General features: G+C 71.3%; 20 protein-coding genes. 5 read left to right on the top strand and 15 right to left on the bottom strand.

From position 1 onward, the window contains the following. The first annotated feature begins 271 nt into the window (after positions 1–271). A complete protein-coding gene (locus ACH5AC_RS33575; protein ID WP_398866066.1) occupies positions 272–502 on the top strand; it encodes a hypothetical protein in 231 nt (76 codons plus the stop codon). Positions 503–619: 117 nt separating this feature from the next. Here ACH5AC_RS33575 and ACH5AC_RS33570 read toward each other — a convergent pair whose 3' ends face one another. After that, positions 620–1,486, bottom strand: a complete 867-nt coding sequence (locus ACH5AC_RS33570; RefSeq protein WP_398866065.1) for a S1 family peptidase — start codon at positions 1,484–1,486, stop codon at positions 620–622. Positions 1,487–1,663: 177 nt separating this feature from the next. Between ACH5AC_RS33570 and ACH5AC_RS33565 the strand changes: the two genes are divergently transcribed. Then, positions 1,664–1,855, top strand: a complete 192-nt coding sequence (locus ACH5AC_RS33565; RefSeq protein ID WP_398866064.1) for a hypothetical protein — start codon at positions 1,664–1,666, stop codon at positions 1,853–1,855. Positions 1,856–1,914: 59 nt separating this feature from the next. Here the strand turns inward: ACH5AC_RS33565 and ACH5AC_RS33560 are convergent, their stop codons facing one another. From ACH5AC_RS33560 to ACH5AC_RS33530, 7 genes are all read right to left on the bottom strand, one after another. Continuing rightward, positions 1,915–3,453, bottom strand: a complete 1,539-nt coding sequence (locus tag ACH5AC_RS33560) for an RNA polymerase sigma factor (protein ID WP_398866063.1) — start codon at positions 3,451–3,453, stop codon at positions 1,915–1,917. A gap of 426 nt (positions 3,454–3,879) precedes the next feature. Beyond that, a complete protein-coding gene (locus ACH5AC_RS33555) occupies positions 3,880–4,767 on the bottom strand; it encodes a FadR/GntR family transcriptional regulator (protein WP_398866062.1) in 888 nt (295 codons plus the stop codon). A 162-nt stretch (positions 4,768–4,929) separates the two neighbouring features. Next, complete coding sequence (locus ACH5AC_RS33550; RefSeq protein WP_398866061.1) at positions 4,930–6,789, bottom strand: ATP-binding cassette domain-containing protein; 1,860 nt, start codon at positions 6,787–6,789, stop codon at positions 4,930–4,932. Positions 6,790–6,848: 59 nt separating this feature from the next. Next, positions 6,849–7,607 carry an NUDIX domain-containing protein gene (locus ACH5AC_RS33545; protein WP_398866060.1) on the bottom strand — a complete coding sequence of 253 codons (759 nt, stop codon included), beginning with the start codon at positions 7,605–7,607 and terminating at the stop codon, positions 6,849–6,851. A 141-nt stretch (positions 7,608–7,748) separates the two neighbouring features. Next, positions 7,749–9,668, bottom strand: a complete 1,920-nt coding sequence (locus ACH5AC_RS33540) for a glycogen debranching N-terminal domain-containing protein (RefSeq protein ID WP_398866108.1) — start codon at positions 9,666–9,668, stop codon at positions 7,749–7,751. A gap of 562 nt (positions 9,669–10,230) precedes the next feature. Then, complete coding sequence (locus tag ACH5AC_RS33535; protein WP_398866059.1) at positions 10,231–11,793, bottom strand: DUF4192 domain-containing protein; 1,563 nt, start codon at positions 11,791–11,793, stop codon at positions 10,231–10,233. Between the two features lie 128 nt (positions 11,794–11,921). Continuing rightward, positions 11,922–14,081, bottom strand: a complete 2,160-nt coding sequence (locus tag ACH5AC_RS33530) for a RecQ family ATP-dependent DNA helicase (protein ID WP_398866058.1) — start codon at positions 14,079–14,081, stop codon at positions 11,922–11,924. Between the two features lie 290 nt (positions 14,082–14,371). On the opposite strand from ACH5AC_RS33530, the gene ACH5AC_RS33525 reads away from it, so the two are divergent. Beyond that, positions 14,372–14,992, top strand: a complete 621-nt coding sequence (locus ACH5AC_RS33525) for a hypothetical protein (RefSeq protein ID WP_398866057.1) — start codon at positions 14,372–14,374, stop codon at positions 14,990–14,992. Positions 14,993–15,266: 274 nt separating this feature from the next. Here the strand turns inward: ACH5AC_RS33525 and ACH5AC_RS33520 are convergent, their stop codons facing one another. From ACH5AC_RS33520 to ACH5AC_RS33500, 5 genes are all read right to left on the bottom strand, one after another. After that, positions 15,267–15,899 (bottom strand): hypothetical protein, encoded by a 633-nt coding sequence (locus ACH5AC_RS33520; RefSeq protein WP_398866055.1) that lies wholly within the window; start codon positions 15,897–15,899, stop codon positions 15,267–15,269. 68 nt (positions 15,900–15,967) lie between these two features. Further along, positions 15,968–16,669 carry a ribonuclease HII gene (locus tag ACH5AC_RS33515; RefSeq protein ID WP_398866054.1) on the bottom strand — a complete coding sequence of 234 codons (702 nt, stop codon included), beginning with the start codon at positions 16,667–16,669 and terminating at the stop codon, positions 15,968–15,970. A gap of 478 nt (positions 16,670–17,147) precedes the next feature. After that, positions 17,148–18,053 carry an ADP-ribosylglycohydrolase family protein gene (locus ACH5AC_RS33510; protein WP_398866053.1) on the bottom strand — a complete coding sequence of 302 codons (906 nt, stop codon included), beginning with the start codon at positions 18,051–18,053 and terminating at the stop codon, positions 17,148–17,150. Between the two features lie 13 nt (positions 18,054–18,066). Then, entirely contained in the window at positions 18,067–18,726 is a 660-nt protein-coding gene (locus tag ACH5AC_RS33505) for a histidine phosphatase family protein (RefSeq protein ID WP_398866052.1), read from the bottom strand. Positions 18,727–18,872: 146 nt separating this feature from the next. Next, on the bottom strand, positions 18,873–19,478 hold the full coding sequence (locus tag ACH5AC_RS33500) for a YdbC family protein (RefSeq protein WP_398866051.1): 606 nt from the start codon (positions 19,476–19,478) through the stop codon (positions 18,873–18,875). Positions 19,479–19,635: 157 nt separating this feature from the next. On the opposite strand from ACH5AC_RS33500, the gene ACH5AC_RS33495 reads away from it, so the two are divergent. Continuing rightward, positions 19,636–20,169 carry a TerD family protein gene (locus tag ACH5AC_RS33495; protein ID WP_398866050.1) on the top strand — a complete coding sequence of 178 codons (534 nt, stop codon included), beginning with the start codon at positions 19,636–19,638 and terminating at the stop codon, positions 20,167–20,169. Between the two features lie 141 nt (positions 20,170–20,310). Here ACH5AC_RS33495 and ACH5AC_RS33490 read toward each other — a convergent pair whose 3' ends face one another. After that, complete coding sequence (locus ACH5AC_RS33490; RefSeq protein ID WP_398866049.1) at positions 20,311–23,202, bottom strand: vitamin B12-dependent ribonucleotide reductase; 2,892 nt, start codon at positions 23,200–23,202, stop codon at positions 20,311–20,313. 165 nt (positions 23,203–23,367) lie between these two features. Beyond that, positions 23,368–23,937 carry a transcriptional regulator NrdR gene (nrdR, locus tag ACH5AC_RS33485; protein WP_398866048.1) on the bottom strand — a complete coding sequence of 190 codons (570 nt, stop codon included), beginning with the start codon at positions 23,935–23,937 and terminating at the stop codon, positions 23,368–23,370. 594 nt (positions 23,938–24,531) lie between these two features. On the opposite strand from nrdR, the gene lexA reads away from it, so the two are divergent. Continuing rightward, on the top strand, positions 24,532–25,311 hold the full coding sequence (gene lexA, locus ACH5AC_RS33480) for a transcriptional repressor LexA (RefSeq protein WP_398866047.1): 780 nt from the start codon (positions 24,532–24,534) through the stop codon (positions 25,309–25,311). The last annotated feature ends 93 nt before the right edge of the window (positions 25,312–25,404 follow it).

The raw sequence follows: 25,404 nt of genomic DNA, 5'->3' as shown, positions 1-25,404 counted from the left end.
CATATCACGTTCCCTTCCAGGCATGAACCATTTAGGCTCCGGGCACGTCCTCATGAACAAACCGGCAACCCGGCCGGGAGGACCGAGCCATGATCGACAGAGCGAAACCGTAGGCACCACAGAGACGCAATACGGCACATTCGCCGCCAAACCGGCAGCAGCCGGCCGCCTCGGAAGATTTTTTCGAGGGAAAGCCACGAGCGGGAACGTTTTGGGGCTGGTTGGATGTTGACCCTGGTACGACAGCTCGTCGAGCTAGAGAAGAGGCGACGTGACTACTGTTCTGACCCCCGCGAGCCCGCTGACGGCCGCTGATCGATGCGACCGCTGCGGCGCCCAGGCATACCTGCGCGTCGTGCTGCTCAGCGGCGGAGAACTGCTCTTCTGCGCCCACCACGGCCGCAAGTTCGAGCCGGAACTCAAGAAGATCGCCGCTGAGATACAGGACGAGACGGAACGGCTGACGGCCGTTCCCGCATCCGCCTCGGACGAAGAGCGCTGACCCGAAGAGCGACCCTTCGCATCCACGACGAGCCAGATCCGGCACAGGCCGGCAAGCGGGCGGCCGCCCCTGCTCCCAGGGGCGGCCGCCCGCACTCGTGACGCGGCGGCCCCGCCCTCAGTCCCCGCCTGGCCCAGCCGTACGACCGCCCCGGGCCGCAGACCCACCCAGTACGCGGACGACGTCGGACACACGCGTGTAAACGCCCGGGCTCCCGACCCGCCCGCACCCCCTCCCCCACGACACCAGGCCGATCAGCCGCCCGTTCGCCACCAGGGGACCACCGCTGTCGCCCTGGCAGGCGTCCGGCCCGCCCCGCTGCTCCCCGGCGCACAGCATGGCGTCGGCGCGATAGACGCCGTCGGCGGAGCCCGGGTACGCCCGCTCGCAGAGCGCGTCGGGCAGTACCCGCAGGCGTGCGGCGCGCAGGCTGTGCGCGTACCCCCCGGTCCCGGTGGCGTCCCCCCAGCCATAGACCATGGCCTGCGTCCCCGGCGTATACGCCGGGTCGCCCGCCGCGGCCATCCGGATCACCGCCGATTTCGGCACGGACTCACCGAGGGTGAGCACGGCGAAGTCCCCGGCGTTGCTGACGCTGTCGTAGCCCGGATTCACCCGGACCCCGCGCACCGGGATCTCACGCCCCTGGGTCGAGTGCAGGTTCGTGCGCCCCACGACGACCTTGAGGTCGCGTGCGCGGTGCGGCGGCACCCCCAGGACCTCCTCGGCCATGCAGTGGGCCGCGGTGAGCACCATGGTCGGCGCGACCGCCACGCCCCCGCAGAACTGCCCCGAGCGCGTACCTCCGAACCGGTCACGGCTGGACAGGGCCACGGTCCAGGGACTGTCGGAGACATCCACCGGGAAACCGCCCACCACGACGCTGTCTGAGGCCGCGGGGGCGGCGGACACCAGCGGTATCGTCATCGCCGCGGCCACCAGGACCAGCGGCCGGGCCAGCGCCCGGACAAAGAGACGACGCATGCGCGCTCCTCACTCTGGGTTGATGATGTAACACCCAGAGTGATTCGGTGGAGGTCGCCCCGCACCCGCGAAACACCGCGCTCACACACGACCGCGACCTGGTCGAGGCAGTCGCGCACTATGGATGGGTGAGCGCTGTGCTCGAATACGTGGATACCTGGATCGAGATGACCCGCCATGACTCTCCGCACGATCGCCCACCACCTCGGTCTGCCTGTCCGGCGCGACCCGCAGGAGGTGGCGAAGATCATCGAGGGACTCCAGCCCACCCTGGACGAGCTTCCTGACGACAAACGGGAGCACCTCGCCGCTCAGTGGACGAAGGTCCTCAGCGAACGCCACTGGCACCGGCCCTACCTCCGGGACTGAGCAGCAAAGCGCCCCCGACCCGCGTGACAGCGGGTCAGGGGCGCAAGGGCACGCTCGCCCTAGTCGAGGTAGTCGCGCAGCACCTGCGAACGCGAGGGGTGGCGCAACTTCGACATGGTCTTGGACTCGATCTGGCGGATGCGCTCACGCGTCACGCCGTACACCTTGCCGATCTCGTCGAGGGTCTTCGGCTGACCGTCGGTGAGACCGAAGCGCATCGAGACGACGCCCGCCTCACGCTCGGACAGGGTGTCGAGGACGGAGTGCAGCTGCTCCTGCAGGAGCGTGAAGCTGACCGCGTCGGCCGGGACGACGGCCTCGGAGTCCTCGATGAGGTCACCGAACTCGCTGTCGCCGTCCTCACCCAGCGGGGTGTGCAGCGAGATGGGCTCGCGGCCGTACTTCTGGACCTCGATGACCTTCTCCGGGGTCATGTCGAGTTCCTTGGCCAGCTCCTCCGGGGTGGGCTCGCGGCCCAGGTCCTGGAGCATCTGACGCTGCACGCGCGCGAGCTTGTTGATGACCTCGACCATGTGCACCGGGATACGGATGGTGCGGGCCTGGTCGGCCATGGCGCGGGTGATCGCCTGGCGGATCCACCAGGTGGCGTACGTGGAGAACTTGTAGCCCTTGGTGTAGTCGAACTTCTCGACCGCGCGGATCAGGCCGAGGTTGCCCTCCTGGATGAGGTCCAGGAAGAGCATGCCGCGGCCGGTGTAGCGCTTGGCCAGGGAGACCACCAGACGGAGGTTGGCCTCCAGGAGGTGGTTCTTGGCGCGGCGGCCGTCCTCGGCGATGATCTCCAGCTCGCGCTTGAGCTTGGGGGCCAGCTTGTCGGCGTTGGACAGCTTGTCCTCGGCGAAGAGACCGGCCTCGATGCGCTTGGCGAGCTCGACCTCCTGCTCGGCGTTGAGCAGGGGGACCTTGCCGATCTGCTTGAGGTAGTCCTTGACCGGGTCGGCGGTGGCACCGGCGGCGGCGACCTGCTGGGCGGGCGCGTCGTCCTCGTCCTCGTCGGAGAGCACGAAGCCGGCGCTCTCGGCGCCCTCGGGCTCACCCTCACCGGGCTTGGCGTCCTCGAGGACCTCGTCCTCGAGCAGCTCGACGTCGTCCTTCTTGGCCGTGGTCTTCTTCGCCGCGGTCTTCTTGGCGACTGTCTTCTTCGCGGCCGCCTTCTTGGCGGTCGTCTTCTTGGCGGCCGCCTTCTTGGCGGGCGCGGCTTCCTCGGCGGCGGGATCGGCCGCAGCGGGCGCGGTCGGGGCGGCCGTGGTGGCGGTGGCCTTCCTCGTGGTCACCGTCTTCGCCGCGACGGTCTTGGTGGCGGTGCGCTTGGCCGGACTCTTCGCTGCGACGCTCTTTCGGGTGCGCTTGGGCTCCGCGGCACTGACCATCAGCGTCACACCCTCTTCCTCGAGGATCTGGTTGAGGCTGCGCAGTACGTTCTTCCACTGAGTGGCCGGAATCTGGTCAGCTTCGAAGGCCCGACGCACATCGTCGCCGGCGATCTGCCCCTCAGCCTTTCCCCGCTCAATGAGCGCCATGACAGAGACGGACTCGGCGATCTCCGGCGGGAGCGTACGGGATGTGCTGGCCGACACGAACAACCTCTCGGAACGTTGGAAAACGGCTTCCGGCCCCGTCCACAGTGGACAGGAGCCGACCACCGGCCTGGGGATGGGCCGACGGTGCGGGCGGGGGCCGGGAAGATGCACAGCGCCTTGAACGGCGTCCGTATTCCCTCCGCGGCTGTCACCTCTTAGGTCATCGCGTTGTTCCCGCGAGCGTTACGCCCAATCTGCGTGGCCCGAGTCACACCCCGTAAGCACTCAAAAGTGGTCAGACGCGGTCAGAGGTGATCACCAGGGGCTTCGACCGGGACCGCCCGCAGTCCCCGGCGCGCCGCACCGTCGGACCCCGCAGGGCCCGGGACGGGTCTGCGGGGTCCGACGGAGGGGCGGGTCACCGGCCGAGAGATGACACAGGAGGGGGAAGACATCCCTGCCGGCACCGCCCTCGGGGCTCGGTCAGTGCTCGCGTGGCGCCGGCACCACGCGCTCCACCTCCGGGTGGACGGCGAGGAGCTGGCGCATGGCCGCCTCGGCCGCCGAGGCGTCGCCCGTGGCGAGAGCGTCGACGATCCTCGCGTGGTGTGCCAGCGACGCATCGTTGGGCCGGTCACAACCCGTGACCGGCCCACCGGAGACCTGGAGGGCCGCCGACACGATCCCCGACAGATGCTCCAGCATGCGGTTGCCGGCGACCTGGATCAGCAGGGTGTGGAACTCGGCGTCGGCGCGGGAGTAGGTGAGCGCGTCTCCCTGCCCCATCGCGTGCCCCATGATCTCGACCATGTCGCCGAGCCGCTGCTGGACGTCCTCGCGCCCGTGCCCGGCCGCGAGGCGGGCGGCGAGCGGCTCGATCGTCCAGCGTAGCTCGCTCAGCTCGCGACGCTGGTCGTCACGCTGCGGACCGAAGGCCCGCCACTCGATGATGTCCGGGTCGAGCAGATTCCAGTCGCTCACGGGACGCACACGCGTGCCGACGTTCGGCCGGGCGCTGACCAGACCCTTCGCCTCCAGGACGCGGAGCGACTCACGGACGACGGTGCGGGAGACCTCGAAGCGCTGGCCGATCTCCTCGGGGACGAGCGGACGGTCGGCACCCAGGTCGCCCGAGACGATCATCTGGCCGAGCTGCTGGACGAGTTGGCCGTGCAGCCCGCGCCCGCGGCTGCCCGCGGCGCGCCGGCTCACCCGGCCCAGCTCGGGGTCCGCGCCCTCCCAGGCGGGAGTTCCGACGCGCTCGGCGGCAGGGGCCTCGGCGTAGGGGTAGCGGTCGAGTTCGCCCGGGCCTGCCAGACCGGAGTCGGCGGAGCGGGCGGCGGTCATCATGGTGTGCGCAAGGGTACTCACGGATCCTTTGTCGGCGCCGTCCCCAACTCCCTTGAGGTCTTTGGTGAAAAGCACACGAAAGGGTGATCGCTCACCCCGTCGCAATTGACGCCTTATCGGAAAGAAACGGGCTTTCTGCGGGGAGTTGTGCGCAGGTGGGAACGCAAAGCGCACGGAAGGCCGTCATCGGACCCTGCTCCGCAAGGTCATGAACACATACGCGCTCAGCAGGACGGTCAGCGACAACGCCAGGGCCCCTCCCACAGGTTGGGCGAACACCCGCGCCACGTCCGCCACATGACGCTGACCCCCGAAGGGCCACTGCACCAGGAACACCTCCCGCAACCGCACCGGCAGCCCGGCCGCCGTCCGCACCGACGCCCCCTCCCACACCTCGCGCACCAGCGGTACGACGACGACGGGCACCCCCACCACCGCCGCGAGCCCGGCCGTGGCGGACCGGAACACCCCCGCGGCCAGCACCCCCGCCCAGGCACAGCCGACCACGAGCCCCGCCCAACCCGCACTCAGTGACAGCCAGTCCTCGGGAACTTTCGCAAGCTCCCGACCGTAGACGAGATAGAGAACCTCGGCGTCGCACCCCACCGTGAGAGCAGCCAGCAGCAGCGCGGTGACGGCGGCGACGAGCAGCTTCGCGGCGAGCAGTCCCAGCCAGCGGGGCACGGTGCCGCGATCGGCCGCCAGGGCGGGATGGCGGAACTCGTCCCCGAAGGCCAGCGCACCGAGCAGCCCCGCACCGAGCGCGGCGGGCGGCAGCGGCAGCTCGACCGGCCAGGCGGCCAGCAGCCGCGCCTGCGGGGTGTGCCCGATCCGCGCCAGGAGTACGGCGGTGAGGGCGGAGGTGACAAGCACCGCGGCACCGACGAGAAAGCCGGTGCCGATGCCGGTGGCGCGCCGGAGTTCGTAGCGGAGGGGACGGAGGGGGCTGGGGGCGGGGCGGACGGAGATGGGGGGCGGGAGGGTGGGGCGGGGGGAGGGGGGAGGGGACGGGCGAGGAGAGGCACCGCTCTCGGCATCCGACACCGCCCCGCCGTGCGCATCGCCCGGGGTACCAGTGCCGTCCGCCCGCTCGCCGGTGGGGCGCGGTTGCTCGCCGCCTGTGCTGTCGCCGCCGTTCTCGTCGTCCTGGCCGGCTCCGCCCGCCCCCGGTCCCATGTCCCCCACCTCGTCGGCGAGTTGGTGCACAAGGACGCCGTTGCGGAACGCGGTCTCGCCGACTTCGGCGCATGTGCTGCCGTACACGGAGAGCCGGTTGCCGCCCTCCTGCACGATCTCGACGGAGCGTTGTGCCGTACGTGCCTCCTTGGCCAGCAGGGCGGCGAGGCGGGCGGCGTGCGGGCTGCGGACGGCGACGCGTGGGCGCAGGCGGGTGCGGGCGAACTCGGCGGCCTCCTGGTCGGCGACGAGCCTGCCCTGTTCCAGGGTGACGACCCGGTCGGCCGTGCGTGCGGCTTCCTTGGGGTCGGCGGTGGTCAGCAGCACGGTGCCGCCGTGGGCCGCGTGGGCGCGCAGCATGCCGTACAGCCAGCGGCTCTCGCGGGCGGCGAGTCCGGCGACGGGGGCATCGAGCACGAGGGTGTGCGGGTCCGCGAGGAGGGCGCAGGCCAGGCCGAGCCGACGGTCCATGCCGCGGGAGAGGGTGCCGAGGCGTTCGTCGCGCAGGTTGGCGAGGCCGACCACTTCGAGGACTTCGTCGGCCCGCCGGACCGGGACGCCGGCGGCGGCGCACAGCATGCGCAGATGGCCGCGCACCGTACGCCCCGGGTGCCCCGGCACGTCCCCCAGCACCACACCGACCTCGCGCGACGGGTGGGCGATGCGGTGCAGCGGGCGCCCTCTGAAGTAGGTGATGCCCCGGCCCGGTTGGAGTTCGAGCATGAGTCTCAGTACCGTGGTCTTGCCCGCGCCCGGTGCCCCGAGCAGTGCGGTGACGCGGCCCGCGCGTGCCTCGAAGGAGATGTCGTCGACGGCGGGCGGAAGGTCCTTGCGGGGGTTGCTGGTCAGTCCGAGGGCCTGGATCACCCGCAGCAAGATAGCGCGCTATGTCCGGTTTTCCGGGTATCGCTGGGGCGTCTCGGGGCTCACACCTCGGGGCGAAGCATCGGCGGGTTGAGCAGCGTCGCCCCGCCCGCGCGGAACAGCTGGGCCGGGCGGCCGCCCTGGCGGGTGGTGGTGCCGCCGGTGGGGACCAGGAAGCCGGGGGTGCCTGTGACCTTGCGGTGGAAGTTGCGCGGGTCGAGGGCGACGCCCCAGACCGCCTCATAGACGCGGCGCAGCTCACCGACGGTGAACTCGGTGGGGCAGAACGCCGTGGCCAGCGACGAGTACTCGATCTTGGACCGGGCGCGTTCCACTCCGTCGGAGAGGATCTGGGCGTGGTCGAAGGCGAGCGGCGCTACGGGTTCCCCGTCGCGGCCGTATCCGCCCTGCTGCAGGAGTTCCTCGACCGGCGCCCACCGCGCGTTGCTGGCGTCGCCTCCGGCGCGCGGTGCGGGCAGGTCGGGAGCGAGTGCGAGGTGGGCGACGCTGACCACCCGCATCCGGGGGTCGCGCTTGGGGTCGCCGTAAGTGGCGAGCTGTTCCAGGTGGGCGCCGTTGCCCTGGACGGGGACGGCGGGGTCGTGGGCGCGCAGTCCGGTCTCCTCGGCCAGTTCGCGCGCCGCCGCCTGGGCCAGATCCTCGTCGGCCCGCACGAAACCGCCGGGAAGCGCCCACCGCCCCTGGAACGGTGGTTCGCCCCGGCGGACCGCCAACGCACACAGGGAGTGGCGGCGCACGGTCAGCACGACCAGATCCACGGTGACGGCGAAGGGCGGAAAGGCTGACGGGTCGTAGGGCATGCCGCGATCATAGTCGTCTGCCTGACGATAAACACTCCCTTCATCGGTCGCATCGGTGGCTGATCCACTTCGGTCCTGCGGGGCGTCCCGATCCTGTACGGACGGATGTCCGGTTCGCTGTCGTTCGATCGTTGTTCGAGGTCATACCCCCAGTTGCAGCCCGTCGGCCGCTTCCTCGACCATGGCGACACCCAGCCGGCTGACACGTACGGAGAAGGGGGCGCCGCCCACCCGTAGTCCGGTCAGTCCGATCTCGCCCAGGGGCGCGCTGCGCACGGGGCGCAGGGTGACTGTCCCGGCGGGGGCGTCGGGGCGGATACCGGCCAGGGTGGTCAGCAGCAGGACGCCGGCGGCCGCGGCGGTGGCGGCGGGGCGGCAGGCCGCCGGGTGAGGCAGGGGAGCGCTCCCCTCGGTGCGCGGCTCGCCGGCGTACATTTCGGGCAGGCGGTGTCCGAAGGCGTCGGCCGCCGCCAGGACACCCTTCAGCAGCGAGCCCGCCTCGCGTTCGTACCCGGCAGCCGTCAGGCCGGCGACCGCGATCGCCGTCTCGTGGACGCGCACGGCGCCGCCGCGGTGGCCGAAGGGGTTGTGTCCGGCTTCCTTGGTGCCGAGTCCGCGCAGGCCCCAGCCGGAGTCCATGGCCGGGCTGCCCAGCAGCCGCGCGAGGTGTTCGGTCTGCACCTTGTCGAGCAGGCCGGGCGCCGTCTCGCCACCGCCCAGCAGACCGGTGTCGAGGAGGTGGGCGGCGGTCGCCGCGAGGTGCGGTGCCATCCGGCCGTCGGGAAAGCGCGCGACCGCTGGACGGCCGCCGGAGGGATCGTCGATCCAGAAGTCCGCCCGGAACGCGGCCCGCAGCGTCCCCGCCCAGTGCCGAAGCCCCACGCTTCCCGGTCTGCCGCAGGCGTCGAGCAGGTCGGCGCCGAGCAGGGCGGCCCGGTGGGCCTGCGCCTGGGTCTCGCAGCGCACGGGTCCGCCGGGCTGTGGGTCGCACAGGTAGGGGCCCGTGTCCACGGAGGCGGTCAGCCAGGTCAGACAGCGTTCCGCGGTCGGCAGGAGTTCCTCCGTCTCGGTCTCGGAGAGGCCCCAGCGGCGGGCCTCCGCGAGGAGCACAGGGAAGAGGAGGGTGGCCTCGGTTCCGGCGCAGGCCGGCGGCAGGTGGGCGCCGGCGTCCCGGCGGGGACCGGGGATCATGCCGTATCGCGGTCCTTGGCCGGTGAGTTGGGTGCGGGCGAGGGTGCGCAGGGTGCCCGCGGCGAGGCGAGTGCCCAGGGGCAGGGCCATCCGGGCCGCGGCGAGCGCCTCGGCCGGGGCCAGGCCGCAGCGCCAGGGCGCTCCGGCCGCGAGGTGCAGGTCCGTCGGATGGGCGGGGTCGCGCACCAGCAGGGCCAGGAGGTCCTCGACGCTGGTCCGCAGGAGCGCCTCGGCCCGTGGGTCGTCGCCGCTCGCCCGGGCGTGGGCCAGGGGGCTGGTCGCCGTACGGCCGGCGGACCGGACGGGGCCGCTTCCGTCCAGGCGGATCCGCAGCTCCACTCCGGCGCTGCCACCGGGCGGGATGTCCAGCTCCCAGCGGAGCAGGCCCGCGGAGGCGAGCGCGTCGGTGGGCGACGGGTCGGCCGTGACGGACGAGGTCCCGGTGGGGCACGACCAGCGCAGCCCGGAGTCGTGAACGCTGGCGGGCAGCTCGGGGCCCGTAACGCCCGAGGCGATCGCCCCGAGGTCGGCGAGGTCAGCGCCGAGGGCCACCTCGACCGGCAGGCGCAGCGGGCGTGGGGCGAAGCTGCGCAGCGTGATGCGTTCCGTGCCGTCCGCTGCGCGGATCCGTTCCACGAGGACATCGGGGTCCGGGCCGCCCTGTGGGGAGGCGTGCACGGCGCCCATGAAGCGGGCCCGGTCGGCCGAGGTCATCCGGGCCTGGACCAAGAGCGGTTCGCGTCCGGCGACGCGCACCTGGCAGCGGGACAGGATACGGCGGCCGGACCGGTAGAAGCCCTCCAGCCCTCGGCCGGTCAGCTGACCCTCCCGCGGGGAGATGGCGAGGCCGGGAAGCGCCACGCAGATCATGGCCGTGTGCACGGCGGGCAGGTCCGCCGGGCGGCGCGGCGGCGCGGGGACGGTCGCGGTTGCCGCGGCCGCGGAGGCGGGGGCGGTGCCCCGGGACGGGGCTGCCGGGTGACGTGGCGCTCCCGGGCCGGGGACGGCGGCGCTGTCCTGCGCTCCCTCCCCTGAGGGACGGCGGCCGACGAGCGCGCCGGCCTGCCCCGTGCTCGGCGAGGAAAGTGGGGCGCCGTCCTGGCGGAACCGGTCCTGCGAGCTGGCGGTGCCCTCTGGTCCGGAACCTGCCGCCGGGGGCGGCCCGGACCGTCCGGGGGTGAGGCAGTCGCCGGAGGAGGGCGGAGTCGGCTGGTGCATGTGACTTCTTCTGCTCTCTGTGTGCCTCGGGCGGGGTTGGTTACCGGGAGACGGCGTCCGACGGGCGGATGCGGTGCTGCGGAGCACCCCGTGCGGGTGTTCCGCCACTCAGGTGAACGGGCCGGGACTCCCCCCGGTCACGCCCGTGCCCGGCCGTCCCACCGAATGGCGGTGGGGCCGCACGTCACGCGCTCGCCGCCCTGTCCCCCGTCACTCAGGCGTCCCGTCTGCCCGAGTCCCCATCACCGGCCGGACGCGCTCCCTCCTGGCCGGCGCCGCGGCGCCGTACGCCTCCCTTCCCCCTCGTGCGCGGCCTCGGGCCGTCGCCCCGCGCGGCTGACGCCGGGTGCGTCCCGGCCGTCGAGGGCGTACGAGGCCGCCGGCTCCGTCGAGGCAGCGGCGCGGCGCTCGGCGTACAGGTCGTGGCTTCCCTCGGTTCCGGGGCGGTCGTGTCCGTCGTCCCGCGTGAGTCGTCGGGTCCGTGACCCGACGGGCTCCTGCGCGGCTCGCCCGACGCATGTCCCTGTCCCTGCCGGCCCGTGCGTTCCGCCCGCAGGCAGCGGCGGACCGACTCCGGATCGAGGCCCTCGTTGCACGCCTGGTGCAGGAGGCGGGCGAAGAGGTAGTCGGGGTCCGCGCCGAGGGCCATGGCCAGGGCTTCCCTGGCTTCGAGTTCGTCGCCGCTCGACCAGGCGACCCAGCCGGCGAGGGTGAGGGGTGGGGCGGCGTGTTCGCCGTAGGAGCCGACGCAGCGGCGGGCCAGTGCTCGCCAGAGCCGGAGGGCGGGTCCGGCCTCGTCGCCCTCCATCCACTCGGCCGCGCGGTCGCGGGTCGTGCGGTCCTGGAGGCCGAGGATCAGAGTGGCTGCCTCCTCGGGGGTGAGCAGGTCGTCGTCGCGGTGGTCCGCGATGAGCGCGCCGGACACGGGCGGTGCGTCGGCGAAGCGCCGCAGGGCTCGGTCCGCCAGGTCCATCGTCTCCTCGGCAACCTCCGCGCGGCCGGTGTCGTCGAGAATCCTGGGGACGAGCGTCGCGTTGACGGCGTCGAGTGCGGCTTCCTGCTGCGGGGCCGCGGCGGTCTCCAGGGGCTGAAGCCTCGCCCGCAGCTCGCGCAGGCTGCCCCGGACCTGGATCCCGGCGTAGGTGGCGGCCGCGGCCAGCACCGATGTGCCCGGCAGGCCCATCGGCACGCCCTCGGGCGGGCAGCAGGCGCTGCCGCAGCAGTAGGACCAGAAGCGGCCGCCGGAAATACACAGTGCCTCGATCACGGGCACGTCGAGCTGGCCGCACTCGACCCGCAGGTGCTGGGCCAGCGGTCGCAGCCGCTCCATGGCGTCCCGGGCCGACTCGCCTTTCGCCGGTTCCTGGCAGAGGTAGGCGACGATCTGCTCGGGGCGCGCTCCCCTGCGTTCGCCACCCGTCACGAGTCCGTGCGCCAGCTGCCGTGCCACCGCCCTCCAGTCGTCGGGATTGGCGGGGATGCCCAGCCGGGCCCGGCCGCCGAACCGGCCGCGTCCGCCGTGGTCGTACAGGGAGACCAGGACGATGCTGTCCTCGGGGCGGTACCCGAGCAGATAGGGCAGGGCGTCGGCGAGTTCGGCCGGGGTGCGCAGGGTGACCTGGTGGGCGCCGCTGCCCGCGCCGAAGGTCGGCGCACCGTCGTACGGGGTGTTGCCCTCGTACACGTACGGCGTGCGTCCGTCATCGGAGATGTGCCCACCAGATCCTGACATGTCGGAGCTTTCGAAGGATCCGCTGTTTTCGCTGTGATGCGTCATACGTAGACGATCTCGCGGAATGCGAGGCTCCGCTTGGCCTGTGGATAACTTCAGTCAGGAGCACGTCATATGAGGCCGTGACAGGCCCCCTGTCGAGGCCGTTGGTATCAGAAGCGGGGGCGCATCGCTCAACCCGCCAGCGCGAGGACCAGCGGAAGAACCTGCTCTGCGCCTGCCCGGCGCAGCAGGCGGGCGACGACGGCGAGGGTCCAGCCGGAGTCGGTGCAGTCGTCCACGAGCAGGACTGGGCCCGGCGACCCGGCCAGGGCGGCCGCCAGGTCCTCGGGCACGGCGAAGGCGCCGGACAGCGCTCTCAGGCGCTGCGCCGAGTTGCTGCGGTGTGCCGCGTGGGTGCCGCTCGGGCCGGTGTACGTCAAGGTGCCGAGAAAGGGGAGGCGACCGACGGTCGCGATGCCCTGGGCCAGAGAGCCCACCAGGTGCGGTCGCGTCAGGGACGGCACGGCGACGACCCCCACGGGCCGGGCGACGGCGTCCGGGGCGTCGGAGGCCCAACCGCCCGGGGAGCGCGCCCAGTCCGCGAGGACCGCCACCGCGGCCCGCAGGACGTCGTCGGGCACGGGGCCGTCGGGTGCGCTCTCGGCCAGCAGCGGGCGCAGACGGTTCCCCCAGCCGATGTCCGAGAGCCGTCCCAGGGCGCGCCCGGTGGAGCACTGCTCCTTGGCCGGGATGCGTCCCTTGAGGTCGATGCCCAGTGCGGGCATGCCCGTGGGCCACATCCGGCGCGGCTCGACCTCCACTCCCGGGCGGTCCAGTTCCTTCGTCGCCCCGGTCAGCGCCTCCGCCGTGACGGAGGGATCGGCCCAGGGCCCGGCACAGTTGTCGCACCGGCCGCACGGGGCGGCCCCTTCGTCGTCCAGTTGCCGGCGCAGGAACTCCATCCGGCATCCGGCCGTGCCGACGTAGTCGCGCATGGCCTGCTGCTCGGCCGCGCGCTGCCGGGCGACCCAGGAGTACCGCTCGGCGTCGTAGACCCACGGCTCACCGGTGGCGACCCAGCCGCCCTTCACGCGGGTGACCGCCCCGTCCACGTCGAGGACCTTGAGCATGGTCTCCAGGCGGGTGCGCCGGAGGTCGACCACGGCCTCCAGGGCCGGCACGGACAGCGGCCGCCCCGCGTCCGCGAGGGCTGCCAGGGTCTGCCGGACCTGTGCCTCGGGCGGGAAGGCGGTGTCGGCGAAGTAGCGCCAGATCGCCTCGTCCTCCTTGCCCGGCAGCAGCAGCACATCGGCGTGCGCCACCCCGCGGCCCGCGCGGCCCACCTGCTGGTAGTAGGCGATCGGTGAGGACGGTGAGCCGAGATGGACCACGAAGCCGAGGTCCGGCTTGTCGAAGCCCATGCCGAGCGCCGACGTCGCCACCAGCGCCTTGACCCGGTTCGCCAGCAGATCCTCCTCGGCCTGCAGCCGGTCGGCGTTCTCCGTGCGCCCGGTGTACGAGGCCACCTGGAGGCCACGCTGCCGCAGGAAGGCCGTGGCCTCCTCGGCCGCCGCCACCGTCAGCGTGTAGATGATCCCGGATCCCGGCAGCTCGTCCAGATGCTCGGCGAGCCAGGCCAGGCGGTGCGCGGCGTCCGGGAGCCGCACCACCCCCATCCGCAGGCTCTCGCGCTCCAGCGGGCCGCGCAGCACCAGGGCCTCCCCGGCGCCCGTGCCCAACTGCTCGGCCACGTCCGCCGTCACCCGGGCGTTGGCGGTCGCGGTGGTGGCCAGCACCGGTACGCCGGGCGACAGCTCGGCGAGCATCGCCCGCAGTCGACGGTAGTCGGGCCGGAAGTCATGCCCCCAGTCGGAGATGCAGTGCGCCTCGTCGACCACCAGCAGACCGGTGGTGGCCGCGAGCTTGGGCAGCATCTGGTCGCGGAAGTCCACGGAGTTGAGACGCTCCGGGCTGACGAGGAGAACGTCGGTCTCGCCCCGCTCGACCTCCTCGTGGATGGCGTCCCACTCCTCCGGGTTGGCCGAGTTGATGGTGCGCGCCCGGATACCGGCCCGCGCCGCCGACTCGACCTGGTTGCGCATCAGCGCCAGCAGCGGAGAGACGATCACCGTCGGACCGGAGCCGCGTCGGCGCAGCAGGGCCGTGGCGACGAAGTACACCGCCGACTTGCCCCAGCCGGTGCGCTGCACCACCAGCGCCCGCCGACGCTCCCGTACCAGGGCCGCCACCGCCTGCCACTGGTCCTCCCGCAGCCGCGCCGAACCCTCCGAGGCCCCGACCAGCTCGGCAAGGATCGCGTCGGCCTCGGTGCGCAGCTCCACAACGTCCATGCCTCCATGCAACCGGATGGCACTGACAATCAGCGAACTCACCCAGCGTGACCATCGGTCTCCCGGCGTCCCGGGCATCACGTCCAGCCACTCTGGGTAGTGATATAAGCCGCGCACCACTACATACCCCTCAGTGGCCCCAATTGCTCGTTGCCGCATCCCAGTTCGACAGGAAGAATTGAGTTCCGCTCCCCGCGCGGCTCGTCCGTGGTCCGGTAGGGCTCTGTTGCGGTGTGCGGTCCCCCGAATCCGACCCGCCCGCTGTGTGGGCCGTAGCCGAAGGGAGGATCGTGACCTTCGGATTCGCTCCGTCCTCGGTGGCATCTTTGTCGACGTCCTCGTCCGACGCTTCCGCCACCCGCCTGCTTGAGCCCGCCGAGTGGGCCGCGGCCGGCATTCCGCTGCTGCGCAACCCACGGGACGTGGTCAGCGGGCTGCACGCGCGGCACCGCCCAGGGCCGGCCACCGCGATCGTGGCCGTGCTCGATCCGGACGAGCGGTTGCGGGCCAGCGCCTCGTTCGTACGGCGCCAGGCACCGGCCGACGGGTGGATATTCCGCAACGCGCTGCTCGCTCAGCTGCGCCGGGTCGTCCCGCACGACCTGAGGCGCCGCACCCCGGTGCGCACGGCCGTGTTGCTCTACTGCCGCGAGGGCGATGCACGCTGGACGGAGGAGGACGGTGCGCTGATGTGGGGGCTGCGCGACGCCTGCACCCTGCATGGGCTGCGCTGCGGGGCGTACATCACGCTGACCCGCGACGGCTGGCAGGTCCTCGGCGAGGGCCGGGGCGGCCGCCGTCCCCACGTGGACTCGGCCCCGGAGCCGCTCGCGCTGTCCGAGGCGCCACCGCCACTGCCGCGCACCGGCGGCGCGGCGTCGGACGTTCTGCGCCGCGTGGCGGCCCGCTGAGGAGCCGCCGCGGAGCCGCACGGGCAGGGCGCCACCGGTCACACGAGCGGGCTCGCCTTCGGCGAGTGGCGATCATGACAGGGGAGGGCGGTGTACGTCTGTCCCGGCGCCGTGCCCGTACGGCGGCCGCACCCCCGGCGAGCCCGCGGGGACGGACCCGGGCACGCCGAAGCTCGCGTACGGCATGTCCCCGTCGCCGCGCACGCGACAGTGCCCTCGCCTGACACCCCGGCGCCGGCACCGGGGTCGCCCGCGTCCTGCTGCCGGAGTCGGCTCAGACTCCGGCGCCCAGCACCGCGTTGATCTGCTGCGGGTCACCGCAGACGATCAGCAGGGCACCGGCCCGGGTGTGGGCCAAGGGCAGAGCGGTGGCGGCGACGGAGTCGGGACCACCGTTGACGGCGACCACGACGACGGGGCGCTCGGCAGCCCGGCCCGCGGCGGCGGCGTCCAGGTAGAAGACGTCGTCCCCGGCATCGTGCTGCGCCCAGTAGGACGCCTCGCCGAAGGACAGTTCATGGGCGGCCCACGGGTGCTGTTCGCCGGTGGTGATCACCAGCACGTCACCAGGGGAACGGCCTGACTCCAGAAGCAGGTCGACCGCTTCCTCGGCGGCGTCCAGCGCGCCCTCGGCGGATGCCGGGATCAGCTGGATCTGCGGAGCCGTCGCGTCGGCGGCGGAAGGGGCCGGGGCCTGCGGCCCGGGCTTCGCGGTGGTCATGTCACGGGCCATGCGCTGCACCGGAGGCGTGGGCCGCAGAGGACCGGGACGACCGGGACGCGACGGAGCCGCAGGACGGGGGCCGGGTACGGGGCGGGGGGTCGACGCGGTGCGGCCGCTGGCCGGAGTGGCGCGGGGACCCTGGGCACTCTCGTGAATCTGAGGCTCCTCGGGAATGAGAGGCATGAGCTGATATTTATCAAACGGTGGTGCGGCTCGCGCCAGCGGGTGGCACTGCAGTGCGAGTGGTCGCGTCAGAAATCGAAGCCGAGTTGGCCCTCGATCTCCGGAACGCTTCCATCCGCCCAGCTGCGGGCCTTCTTGAGGTGCCGCCACTGGGGCAGCGCATCAAGATACGCCCACGACAACCGGTGGTACGGGGTGGGGCCCCGCTCCGCCAGTGCGGCCTTGTGCACGGGAGACGGATACCCGGCATTGTCCGCGAAACCGAAGTCTGCATGGTCGATACCCAGTTCGGCCATCATTTTGTCGCGCTGGACCTTGGCGATCACCGAGGCCGCCGCGACCGCCACGCACGACTGGTCACCCTTGATCACCGTGCGGACCTTCCAGGGCGCGCCGAGGTAGTCGTGCTTGCCGTCGAGGATGATCGCGTCCGGGCAAACGGGCAGGGACTCCAGGGCGCGTACGGCCGCGAGCCGCAGTGCGGCCGTCATCCCCAGATCGTCGATCTCCTCCGGGGAGGCGTGCCCCAGGGCGTACGACGTCACCCACTTGCTCAGCTCCTCGGCGAGCTCCGTGCGTCGTTTGACGGTGAGCAACTTGGAGTCGGTGAGACCCGCGGGAGGCCGACGCAGTCCGGTGACCGCCGCGCAGACGGTGACGGGACCGGCCCAGGCACCGCGGCCCACCTCGTCGACACCGGCAATGATCTTCGCTCCGGTCGTGGCGCGAAGGGAGCGCTCGACGGTGTGAGTGGGTGGTTCGTACGGCATGGCGCCCTTAGCCTACGCCGCCAGGATCCGGGCGCGACACCCCGGTTGCCCCTCGTTCAACTCCCTGGCTGATGACCTCATGCAGCAAATCGACGATCAGTTGCAGCACACCTCCGACGATCAGCTCCTCCAGGCGATCCACCCAAGAGGGGTCGCATTCGTGAATCAAGGAGCGAAGCACGGCAGCGGGGCGGCGCGCGCCGCCACCCTTCGGCGTCGCGCTGGTGCCGCTGCGGCACGTACGTGATCACGCCCGGCTGCTCCACGCCACACAGCAGGTGGGGGGTTCCCCTGGCCTGGCGGTCATGACCACCGCGTTCGGCTCGGCCACCGAACCACATAACAAACCCCCCACACCGCTCGGGAACCATTCCCCACCGGCACCCCTACGTGGCACGGCGGATGTCACGAGAACGACCCACCGATCACGCAGAGTTCCCACCGAACACAGAGAGTTTCCGAAAAGCCCAGGGCGGCGTCATGAGGTGGCCGGCAGCCAGCGCGGCAGCGCCTCCGTCCGCTCGACCCACGCGGCGGGCGGCGCCCCCGTCTTTCCCGCGGCGAGCACTCCGCCCACGATGGCGCACGTCGTGTCCATGTCCCCGCCCGCCTGCGCCGTCGTCCAGAACGCCGCCTCGAAGTCGCCGAGGGCCCGGGCGGCCGACCAGAGCGCGAAGGGCACGGTGTCATGGGCGGTCGTACGCCGACCGCAGCCCAGCACGGCCGCGACGGTGGCCGCATCGCCGTAGTCGAGCATGTCCCGGGCGCGCCGCAGTCCGGCGCCGACCGCGCTGCGGGGAACCAGGGCGATGACGCCGTCCAGCAGCGTCTCGGCACTCGGCGGGCCACCGGGCGCACCGGCCAGCGCGGCGGCCGCGGCGACGGCCATGGCACCAACGACGGCTTCGCGGTGCTGGTGAGTGGGATAGGCGGAGATCTCGGCCTGGTGGGTGGCCTGTTCGGGATCGCCCGCGTACCAGGCGCCGAGCGGGGCGATCCGCATGGCCGCGCCGTTGCCCCAGGAACCCCGGCCGTTGAAGAGTGCGGCGGACAGCTCCCGCCAGTCGCCGCCCTCGCGGATCAGCCGCAGGAGTCGGTCGACGGCGGGGCCGTACCCGCGGTGGAGGTCATGCCGTTCCGCGAAGGAGCGGGCCAGCGCGTCCTGGTCGATCCGGTGATGGGTGGCCAGGACGGCGACCACCGAACAGGCCATCTCCGTGTCGTCCGTCCACTGCCAGTCGCCGGGCGGCAGTTCCCGGCGCTTGAGCAGCGGGTAGTTCTCCGGCACGAAGAACTGTGAGCCGAGCGCGTCCCCCACCGCGAGTCCGCGCAGGCTGGCCAGGGCACGCTCCAGGCGCCCGTGGGAGGAGGAGTCAGAGGTCATCGATCTGCCCACTCTATCCGGTGATCCCGTACGGTTCCGGGTCGCGCCAGCGGTCGAACGGCCTGTCCAGCGTGTACTTGCCGTCGTCCCCCAGAACGAGCATCCGCATCTCCGCGTTCCCCGGGTTCGACAGCGACTCGAAGTCGGCGACCGTCCAGTGGAACCAGCGCATGCAGAACAGCCGCATGGCGAGCCCGTGGGTGACGAGCAGGACGTTGGGCGGGTGGTCCGGGGCCTCGAAGCTGCGGAACAGGCTCTCCAGGAAGCCACCGACCCGGTCGTACACGTCCGCGCCGCTCTCCCCCTGGGCGAACCGGTAGAAGAAGTGCCCGTAGGCGTCGCGGTACGCCTTCTGCAGGCGCACGTCGTCGCGGTCCTGCCAGTTGCCCCAGTCCTGCTCGCGCAGCCGGGGCTCCTCACGCACGCGTATCAGCCCGGGGTCGAGGTGGAAGGCGCGGAGCGTCTCGTGCGTACGGCGATAGGGGGAGACGTAGACGCTGACGCGCTCGCGGCCGAACACTTCCCTGAGCCGTTTTCCGGTCTCCTCCGCCTGCCGCCAGCCCCGCTCGGTCAGCGCCAGCGCGTGGTCGGGTTCGCGTTCGTACACGGTGTCATCAACATTGCCCGTTGACTCCCCGTGGCGGACAAGGACGATGCGCCGTGGTCGTGCCATGCCAAAACCCTAGATCGGGTGGGGGCGTTTCGAGCACCCGTCCGGGCTCCATACGGCGTAGGTCACACAGATTGCGCACCTCAGGGCACGCAAGGGCACACAACATCACTGTGACGGGTCCGGAAATCAAACCGCCCAGACGGAGATCAAACCGTCCAGGTGGGTTCCAGCTCCACGATGTCGCCGGTGAGCGAGGCGATGTCCGCCTCGGTCTGAGCGCGCAGCGCGAGCCGCTCGACGCGCTCGGTCCGGTACTTTCCGTGCTCGGCCTCCGAGCGCCACATCGACAGCACCAGGAACTCATGCCCGGGCGCCTCGGCGAACAGCCCGCGGATCATGCCCGGCGAGCCGGCCATCGCGGGGTTCCACACCTTTTCCTGCATCAGGGTGAAGTGCTCGGCCCGCTCTTCGTGGACCCGGCACAGGGCCACCCGCAGCAGGTCGGTGTCCGTGAAGCGCGGTTCGAAGCCCGTCTTCACGTCGAAGCGGTAGTCGAAGAGCCTGACCTGGGCGTCCTTGTACGTGCCCGCCTGTGCCGACGCCAGCCGGTCGTGGGAGCGCGCCATGAACGAGTCGTAGAAGGCACGGCTCTCCCAGAACGTGAAGACGTGTGCCACGGAGGGGCGCCCCCTGCTCCAGCCCCCGCCTTGGCCGCGAAATCCCGGCTCCCCCAGAAGCCCCGCCCACTTTCGCTGCCCCCGCTCGAAACCGCGGCGGTCCACCACGGTGCAGCGAATCCACTTGACCAGCACCGCGCCATCGTAAGGCCACCGGGCGTGGCGTCGGTCACCCTCTGGCTCTCAGCGGGGGCGCGAGGGTGCACGCGCGCGTGGCAGGATGGACAACCTGCCCTGACAAGAGGGCAGTTCAGGCTGAGGGTCGACGGGGAGACGGGGAAGGGGAAGCCTGGTGAAGGGGCTCAGCAAGGGGATCGGCAAGGTCGAGATCGCGCTGAAGTGGGATCCGAGCCCGGCGGGGCAGGCGCCCACCGACCTGGACATCGTCGCCGCCACCTACCGGGCGGACGACGCACAGGGCGAGCCCGCCTATGTGGTGTATTTCGACAGCCGTTCTCCCGACGGCACCATCTATCTCAACCGGGACAGCAAGGACGGCAAGGGCTTCGGCTGGGACGAGGTCATGACGGTGGAGCTCGACCGGGTCGACGCCCGCTACGCGCGCGTGGTCATCGGCGTGGTCATCCAGCAGCGCACCGGGCGCCGGACGTTCGCCGACGTGACACGACCCGCGTTCCGGATTCGGGAGGGATACTCCGCCCTGTCCGAGGGCGACTTCGGCCATGTGCCCGGGGCCACGGCGGCGACGATCGCGGAGTTCGTACGCGATGCCTCCGGCGGGTGGTCCTTCGACGAGCGCGTACGGGGCTTCGAGGACGACCCGGCGGACTTCCCGAGGATCATGGGCCAGGCGCACGGGTCCTGACACCCGGACCACTCACGAGGGCGTTGGCCTGCCGACGCCCTCATCGTCGGTGCGGTGTGCCCCCACGCGCCGGGGCGGCGGAGTCCACGTCCGACTCCACCGCCCCGCCCGGGTCTCACACGCCCATGCGGCGTGCCGTGATCAGCTGCAGCCGCTCGTCGAGCCGCAGCCCTCGCAGATGTAGCAGGAGCCGGCCCGCTGCATCTTCGTACCGCAGGAGAAGCACAGCGGGGCGTCGGCCTGGATGCCCAGCTGCATCTCCACCAGCTCGGCGCTGGTGTGGGCCTGCTGCGGAGCGGGCTTGGCCGTCTCAGCGGCCGCCTTCGGCGTGGCGACGGCCTTCAGGTCCGTCTGGCGCGGGGCGGACTGGGCCAGGCCCTCGACGTCGACGTCCTCCTCGGCCGGCTCGTAGGAACCGGTCTCCAGGTGGCGCTGGCGCTCCTCGGCGGAGTGGATGCCGAGCGCGGAGCGCGTCTCGAAGGGCAGGAAGTCCAGCGCCAGGCGGCGGAAGATGTAGTCGACGATCGACTGCGCCATCCGCACGTCCGGGTCGTCCGTCATGCCGGCCGGCTCGAAGCGCATGTTGGTGAACTTCGAGACGTACGTCTCCAGCGGCACGCCGTACTGCAGGCCGACCGAGACGGCGATGGAGAAGGCGTCCATCATGCCCGCGAGGGTCGAGCCCTGCTTGGACATCTTCAGGAAGACCTCGCCGAGACCGTCGTCCGGGTAGGAGTTGGCGGTCATGTAGCCTTCGGCGCCGCCGACCGTGAAGGACGTGGTGATCCCGGGGCGGCCCTTGGGGAGGCGCTTGCGGACCGGGCGGTACTCGACGACCTTCTCGACCTTGGGCTCCACGGCGGCCGCCGGCTCCTCGGCCTTCTCGTCCTTGGAGTCCTTGGTCTTGGCGGACAGCGGCTGGCCGACCTTGCAGTTGTCGCGGTAGATCGCGAGCGCCTTGACGCCGAGCTTCCACGCCTCGAAGTAGATCTCCTCGACCTCCTCGACGGTCGCCGTCTCCGGCATGTTGACCGTCTTGGAGATGGCGCCGGAGATCCACGGCTGGATCGCGGCCATCATGCGGACGTGGCCCATCGGGGAGATGGCGCGCTCGCCCATGGCGCAGTCGAACACCTCGTAGTGCTCCTGCTTGAGACCGGGGGCGTCGATCACATTGCCGTGCTCGGCGATGTGGGCGACGATCGCCTCGATCTGCTCCTCCTGGTAGCCCAGGCGGCGCAGGGCCTGCGGGACGGTGCCGTTGACGATCTGCATCGAGCCGCCGCCGACCAGCTTCTTGAACTTGACCAGGGCGAGGTCGGGCTCGACACCGGTGGTGTCGCAGGACATCGCGAGGCCGATGGTGCCGGTGGGGGCGAGCACGGACGCCTGGGAGTTACGGAAGCCGTTCTTCTCGCCGAGGCGGAGCACGTCCTGCCACGCCTCCGTGGCGGCGGCCCAGACCGGGGTGTCCAGGTCGTCCATGCGGACGGCCAGCCCGTTGGCGTCGGAGTGCTGCTTCATGACGCGGTTGTGCGCGTCGGCGTTGCGGGCGTAGCCGTCGTACGGGCCGACGACCGCGGCGAGCTCGGCCGAGCGGCGGTAGGCCGTACCGGTCATCAGGGAGGTGATGGCACCGGCGAGGGCGCGGCCGCCGTCGGAGTCGTAGGCGTGGCCGGTGGCCATCAGCAGGGCGCCGAGGTTGGCGTAGCCGATGCCGAGCTGGCGGAACGCGCGCGTGTTCTCGCCGATCTTCTGGGTCGGGAAGTCGGCGAAGCAGATGGAGATGTCCATCGCGGTGATGACGAGCTCGACGACCTTCTGGAAGCGCTCGGTCTCGAAGGACTGGTTGCCCTGGCCGTCGTCCTTCAGGAACTTCATCAGGTTCAGCGAGGCCAGGTTGCAGGACGTGTTGTCCAGGTGCATGTACTCGCTGCACGGGTTCGACGCGGTGATCCGGCCGGACTCGGGGCAGGTGTGCCAGTTGTTGATGGTGTCGTCGTACTGGATGCCGGGGTCGGCGCAGGCCCAGGCGGCCTCGGCGATCTTGCGGAAGAGGGACTTGGCGTCGACCTCCTCGATCACGTCGCCGGTCATCCGCGCGCGCAGTCCGAACTTGCCGCTCTGCTCGACGGCGCTCATGAACTCGTCGTTGACGCGGACCGAGTTGTTGGCGTTCTGGTACTGGACGGACGTGATGTCGTCGCCGCCCAGATCCATGTCGAAGCCCGCGTCGCGCAGGACGCGGATCTTCTCCTCTTCCTTGACCTTGGTCTCGATGAAGTCCTCGATGTCCGGGTGGTCGACGTCGAGGACGACCATCTTGGCGGCACGACGGGTGGCGCCACCGGACTTGATGGTGCCGGCGGAGGCGTCGGCGCCGCGCATGAAGGAGACCGGGCCGGAGGCGTTGCCGCCGGAGGACAGCAGCTCCTTGGAGGAGCGGATGCGGGAGAGGTTCAGGCCGGCGCCGGAGCCGCCCTTGAAGATCATGCCCTCTTCCTTGTACCAGTCGAGGATCGACTCCATGGAGTCGTCGACGGACAGGATGAAGCAGGCGGAGACCTGCTGGGGCTGCGGCGTGCCGACGTTGAACCAGACGGGGCTGTTGAAGCTGAAGATCTGGTGCAGGAGTGCGTAGGCCAGCTCGTGCTCGAAGATCTCGGCGTCGGCGGGCGAGGCGAAGTACTTGTAGTCCTCACCGGCCTTCCGATACGTCTTCACGATGCGGTCGATCAGCTGCTTGAGGCTGGTCTCGCGCTGGGGGGTGCCGACGGCACCGCGGAAGTACTTGCTGGTGACGATGTTGACCGCGTTCACCGACCAGAAGTCGGGGAACTCGACGCCACGCTGCTCGAAATTGACCGAGCCGTCGCGCCAGTTGGTCATGACGACGTCACGGCGCTCCCACTCCACCTCGTCGTACGGGTGCACGCCGGGGGTGGTGTGGATGCGCTCGATGCGCAGCCCCTTGGTGGCCTTGGTGCCCTTGGCTCGGGAACCTCGTGCCGGGCCGCTCGCCGTCTCTGTCATGCCGCCTCCCTGTACGGGCGAAAACGCCCTGAAATGCCACGATGTTCCGTGGCACGGTGTTCTGTCTTGTGTCGCGGGCGCCCACTCGCTACCACCCGCGACAGGTCTTCTCCTCGCCGCCGCCCGGCCGGACCCGGGGCCTTCAGCCCGCGCCCGGCCCGCCGGTCAGTCGGCGGCGTGCGCGGGCTCGGGGACCTGGGCGGTCCCCCCCGGCCCACGTGCGTCTTCCTGGCTCCCCGAGGCGGCGCCTGTGCCGTCCGCGCGGTCGTCGTCGTCCGCGGCGGGGTGTCCCGTCTGTTGTCTGAGTTCCGCGATGGCCGCCTCGAAGTCCTCGAGCGAGTCGAACGCCCGGTAGACGGAGGCGAACCGCAGATAGGCGACGAGGTCGAGCTCCTGCAGCGGGCCGAGTATGGCCAGCCCCACGTCGTGGGTAGTCAGTTCGGCGCTGCCGGTGGCCCGCACCGCCTCCTCGACGCGCTGGCCGAGCTGGGCAAGCGCGTCCTCGGTGACAGGCCGTCCCTGGCATGCCTTGCGCACGCCGTTGATGACCTTGGTGCGACTGAAAGGCTCGGTGACTCCGGACCGCTTGATCACCATCAGTGAGCACGTCTCCACCGTCGTGAAACGACGGGAGCAGTCAGGACACTGGCGGCGCCTGCGGATGGATGTGCCGTCGTCGGTCGTACGGCTGTCGACGACACGGCTGTCGGGGTGCCTGCAGAAGGGGCAGTGCATGAACTCCCAACCCTCCTCACAGCAGACTCAATAGCCTCACGGGCCTCAGCGGCCCCTCGAAGCAGCCCCAAGCATAGGCGATCCCGGAACGTCCGAATGCACGGGGGACCACAACTTCTGGGCCGCTGTTGCCATCCAACCACTAGATATAGGGCTTGGCCCATACACCCAGGCCGAAGCGCGTGTCGCACCCCACACCCTCACCGCACGCGATTCCGCCGTCACAGCGAGCACCTGAGCAGGGCACCCCGCACGCGCGCGTGCGGGGGCGTGCGAGCATGCCGACGCGCCCGTACGGAGATCCCGTGAGCGCCACAGGGAGGTGCGGTGGGACTCCCGCACAGAGCCGGGGGTCGATGCGCTGGGAGCGGGACGGCGGATGGCAGACTGGGCGACGACCCAAGAGGTCGGTGGTCCCGGCGGTGAAGAGTACAACAATGGACGCTTTTGTCCGTCAGGCGCGGCGCTAGCCAATACACCCAGACCCATGATCAAGTCAGGCGAGACACGCTTTTTCACTCGAACGTGTGTTTGGCGCAACCTTTCGAAAGCAACTACCGTTGTCCAGCAGGGAGACCATCGAGAGGGGCCGACGTGACCACCACCGCAGACAGTGCCACCATCACCGCCCAGGACCGCTCCCAGGGCCGACTCGAGCCGGTGCATGCGATGAACGAAGCCACGAATCCCGAGGGACACAAGCGCTCCCTGCCGGGCCGACCTCCAGGCATCCGGGCCGACAGCTCGGGGCTCACCGACCGGCAGCGCCGGGTGATCGAGGTCATCAGGGACTCCGTCCAGCGACGCGGCTACCCGCCGTCGATGCGGGAGATCGGCCAGGCGGTCGGCCTGTCGAGCACGTCCTCGGTCGCGCACCAGCTGATGGCACTGGAGCGCAAGGGCTTCCTGCGCCGCGACCCGCACCGCCCGCGCGCGTACGAGGTGCGCGGCTCCGACCAGGCCGCCCCGGTCCAGCCCACGGACACCACCGGCAAGCCCGCGGCGTCGTACGTCCCCCTGGTCGGCCGGATCGCCGCCGGTGGCCCGATCCTCGCCGAGGAGTCCGTCGAGGACGTCTTCCCGCTCCCCCGCCAGCTCGTCGGCGACGGTGAGCTGTTCGTGCTCAAGGTCGTCGGCGACTCGATGATCGAGGCCGCCATCTGCGACGGCGACTGGGTCACGGTCCGCCGCCAGCCGGTCGCGGAGAACGGCGACATCGTGGCCGCCATGCTCGACGGCGAGGCCACGGTCAAGCGCTTCAAGCGCGAGGACGGCCATGTCTGGCTCCTCCCGCACAACTCGGCGTACGAGCCGATCCCGGGCGACGACGCGACCATCCTCGGCAAGGTGGTGGCCGTACTGCGCCGCGTCTGAGGACGGCGGCGGGCGGGCTCACCTCCTCCGCCCCCCTGACTGGGCCCCGGGATCCCTGCGCCGGTTCCGGGGCCCTGTGCTTTTGAGCGGGGG

Source organism: Streptomyces sp. NPDC018693, from assembly GCF_044391385.1.
Taxonomy (GTDB): Bacteria; Actinomycetota; Actinomycetes; order Streptomycetales; family Streptomycetaceae; genus Streptomyces.
This window is presented reverse-complemented; position numbering and strand designations above follow the sequence as displayed.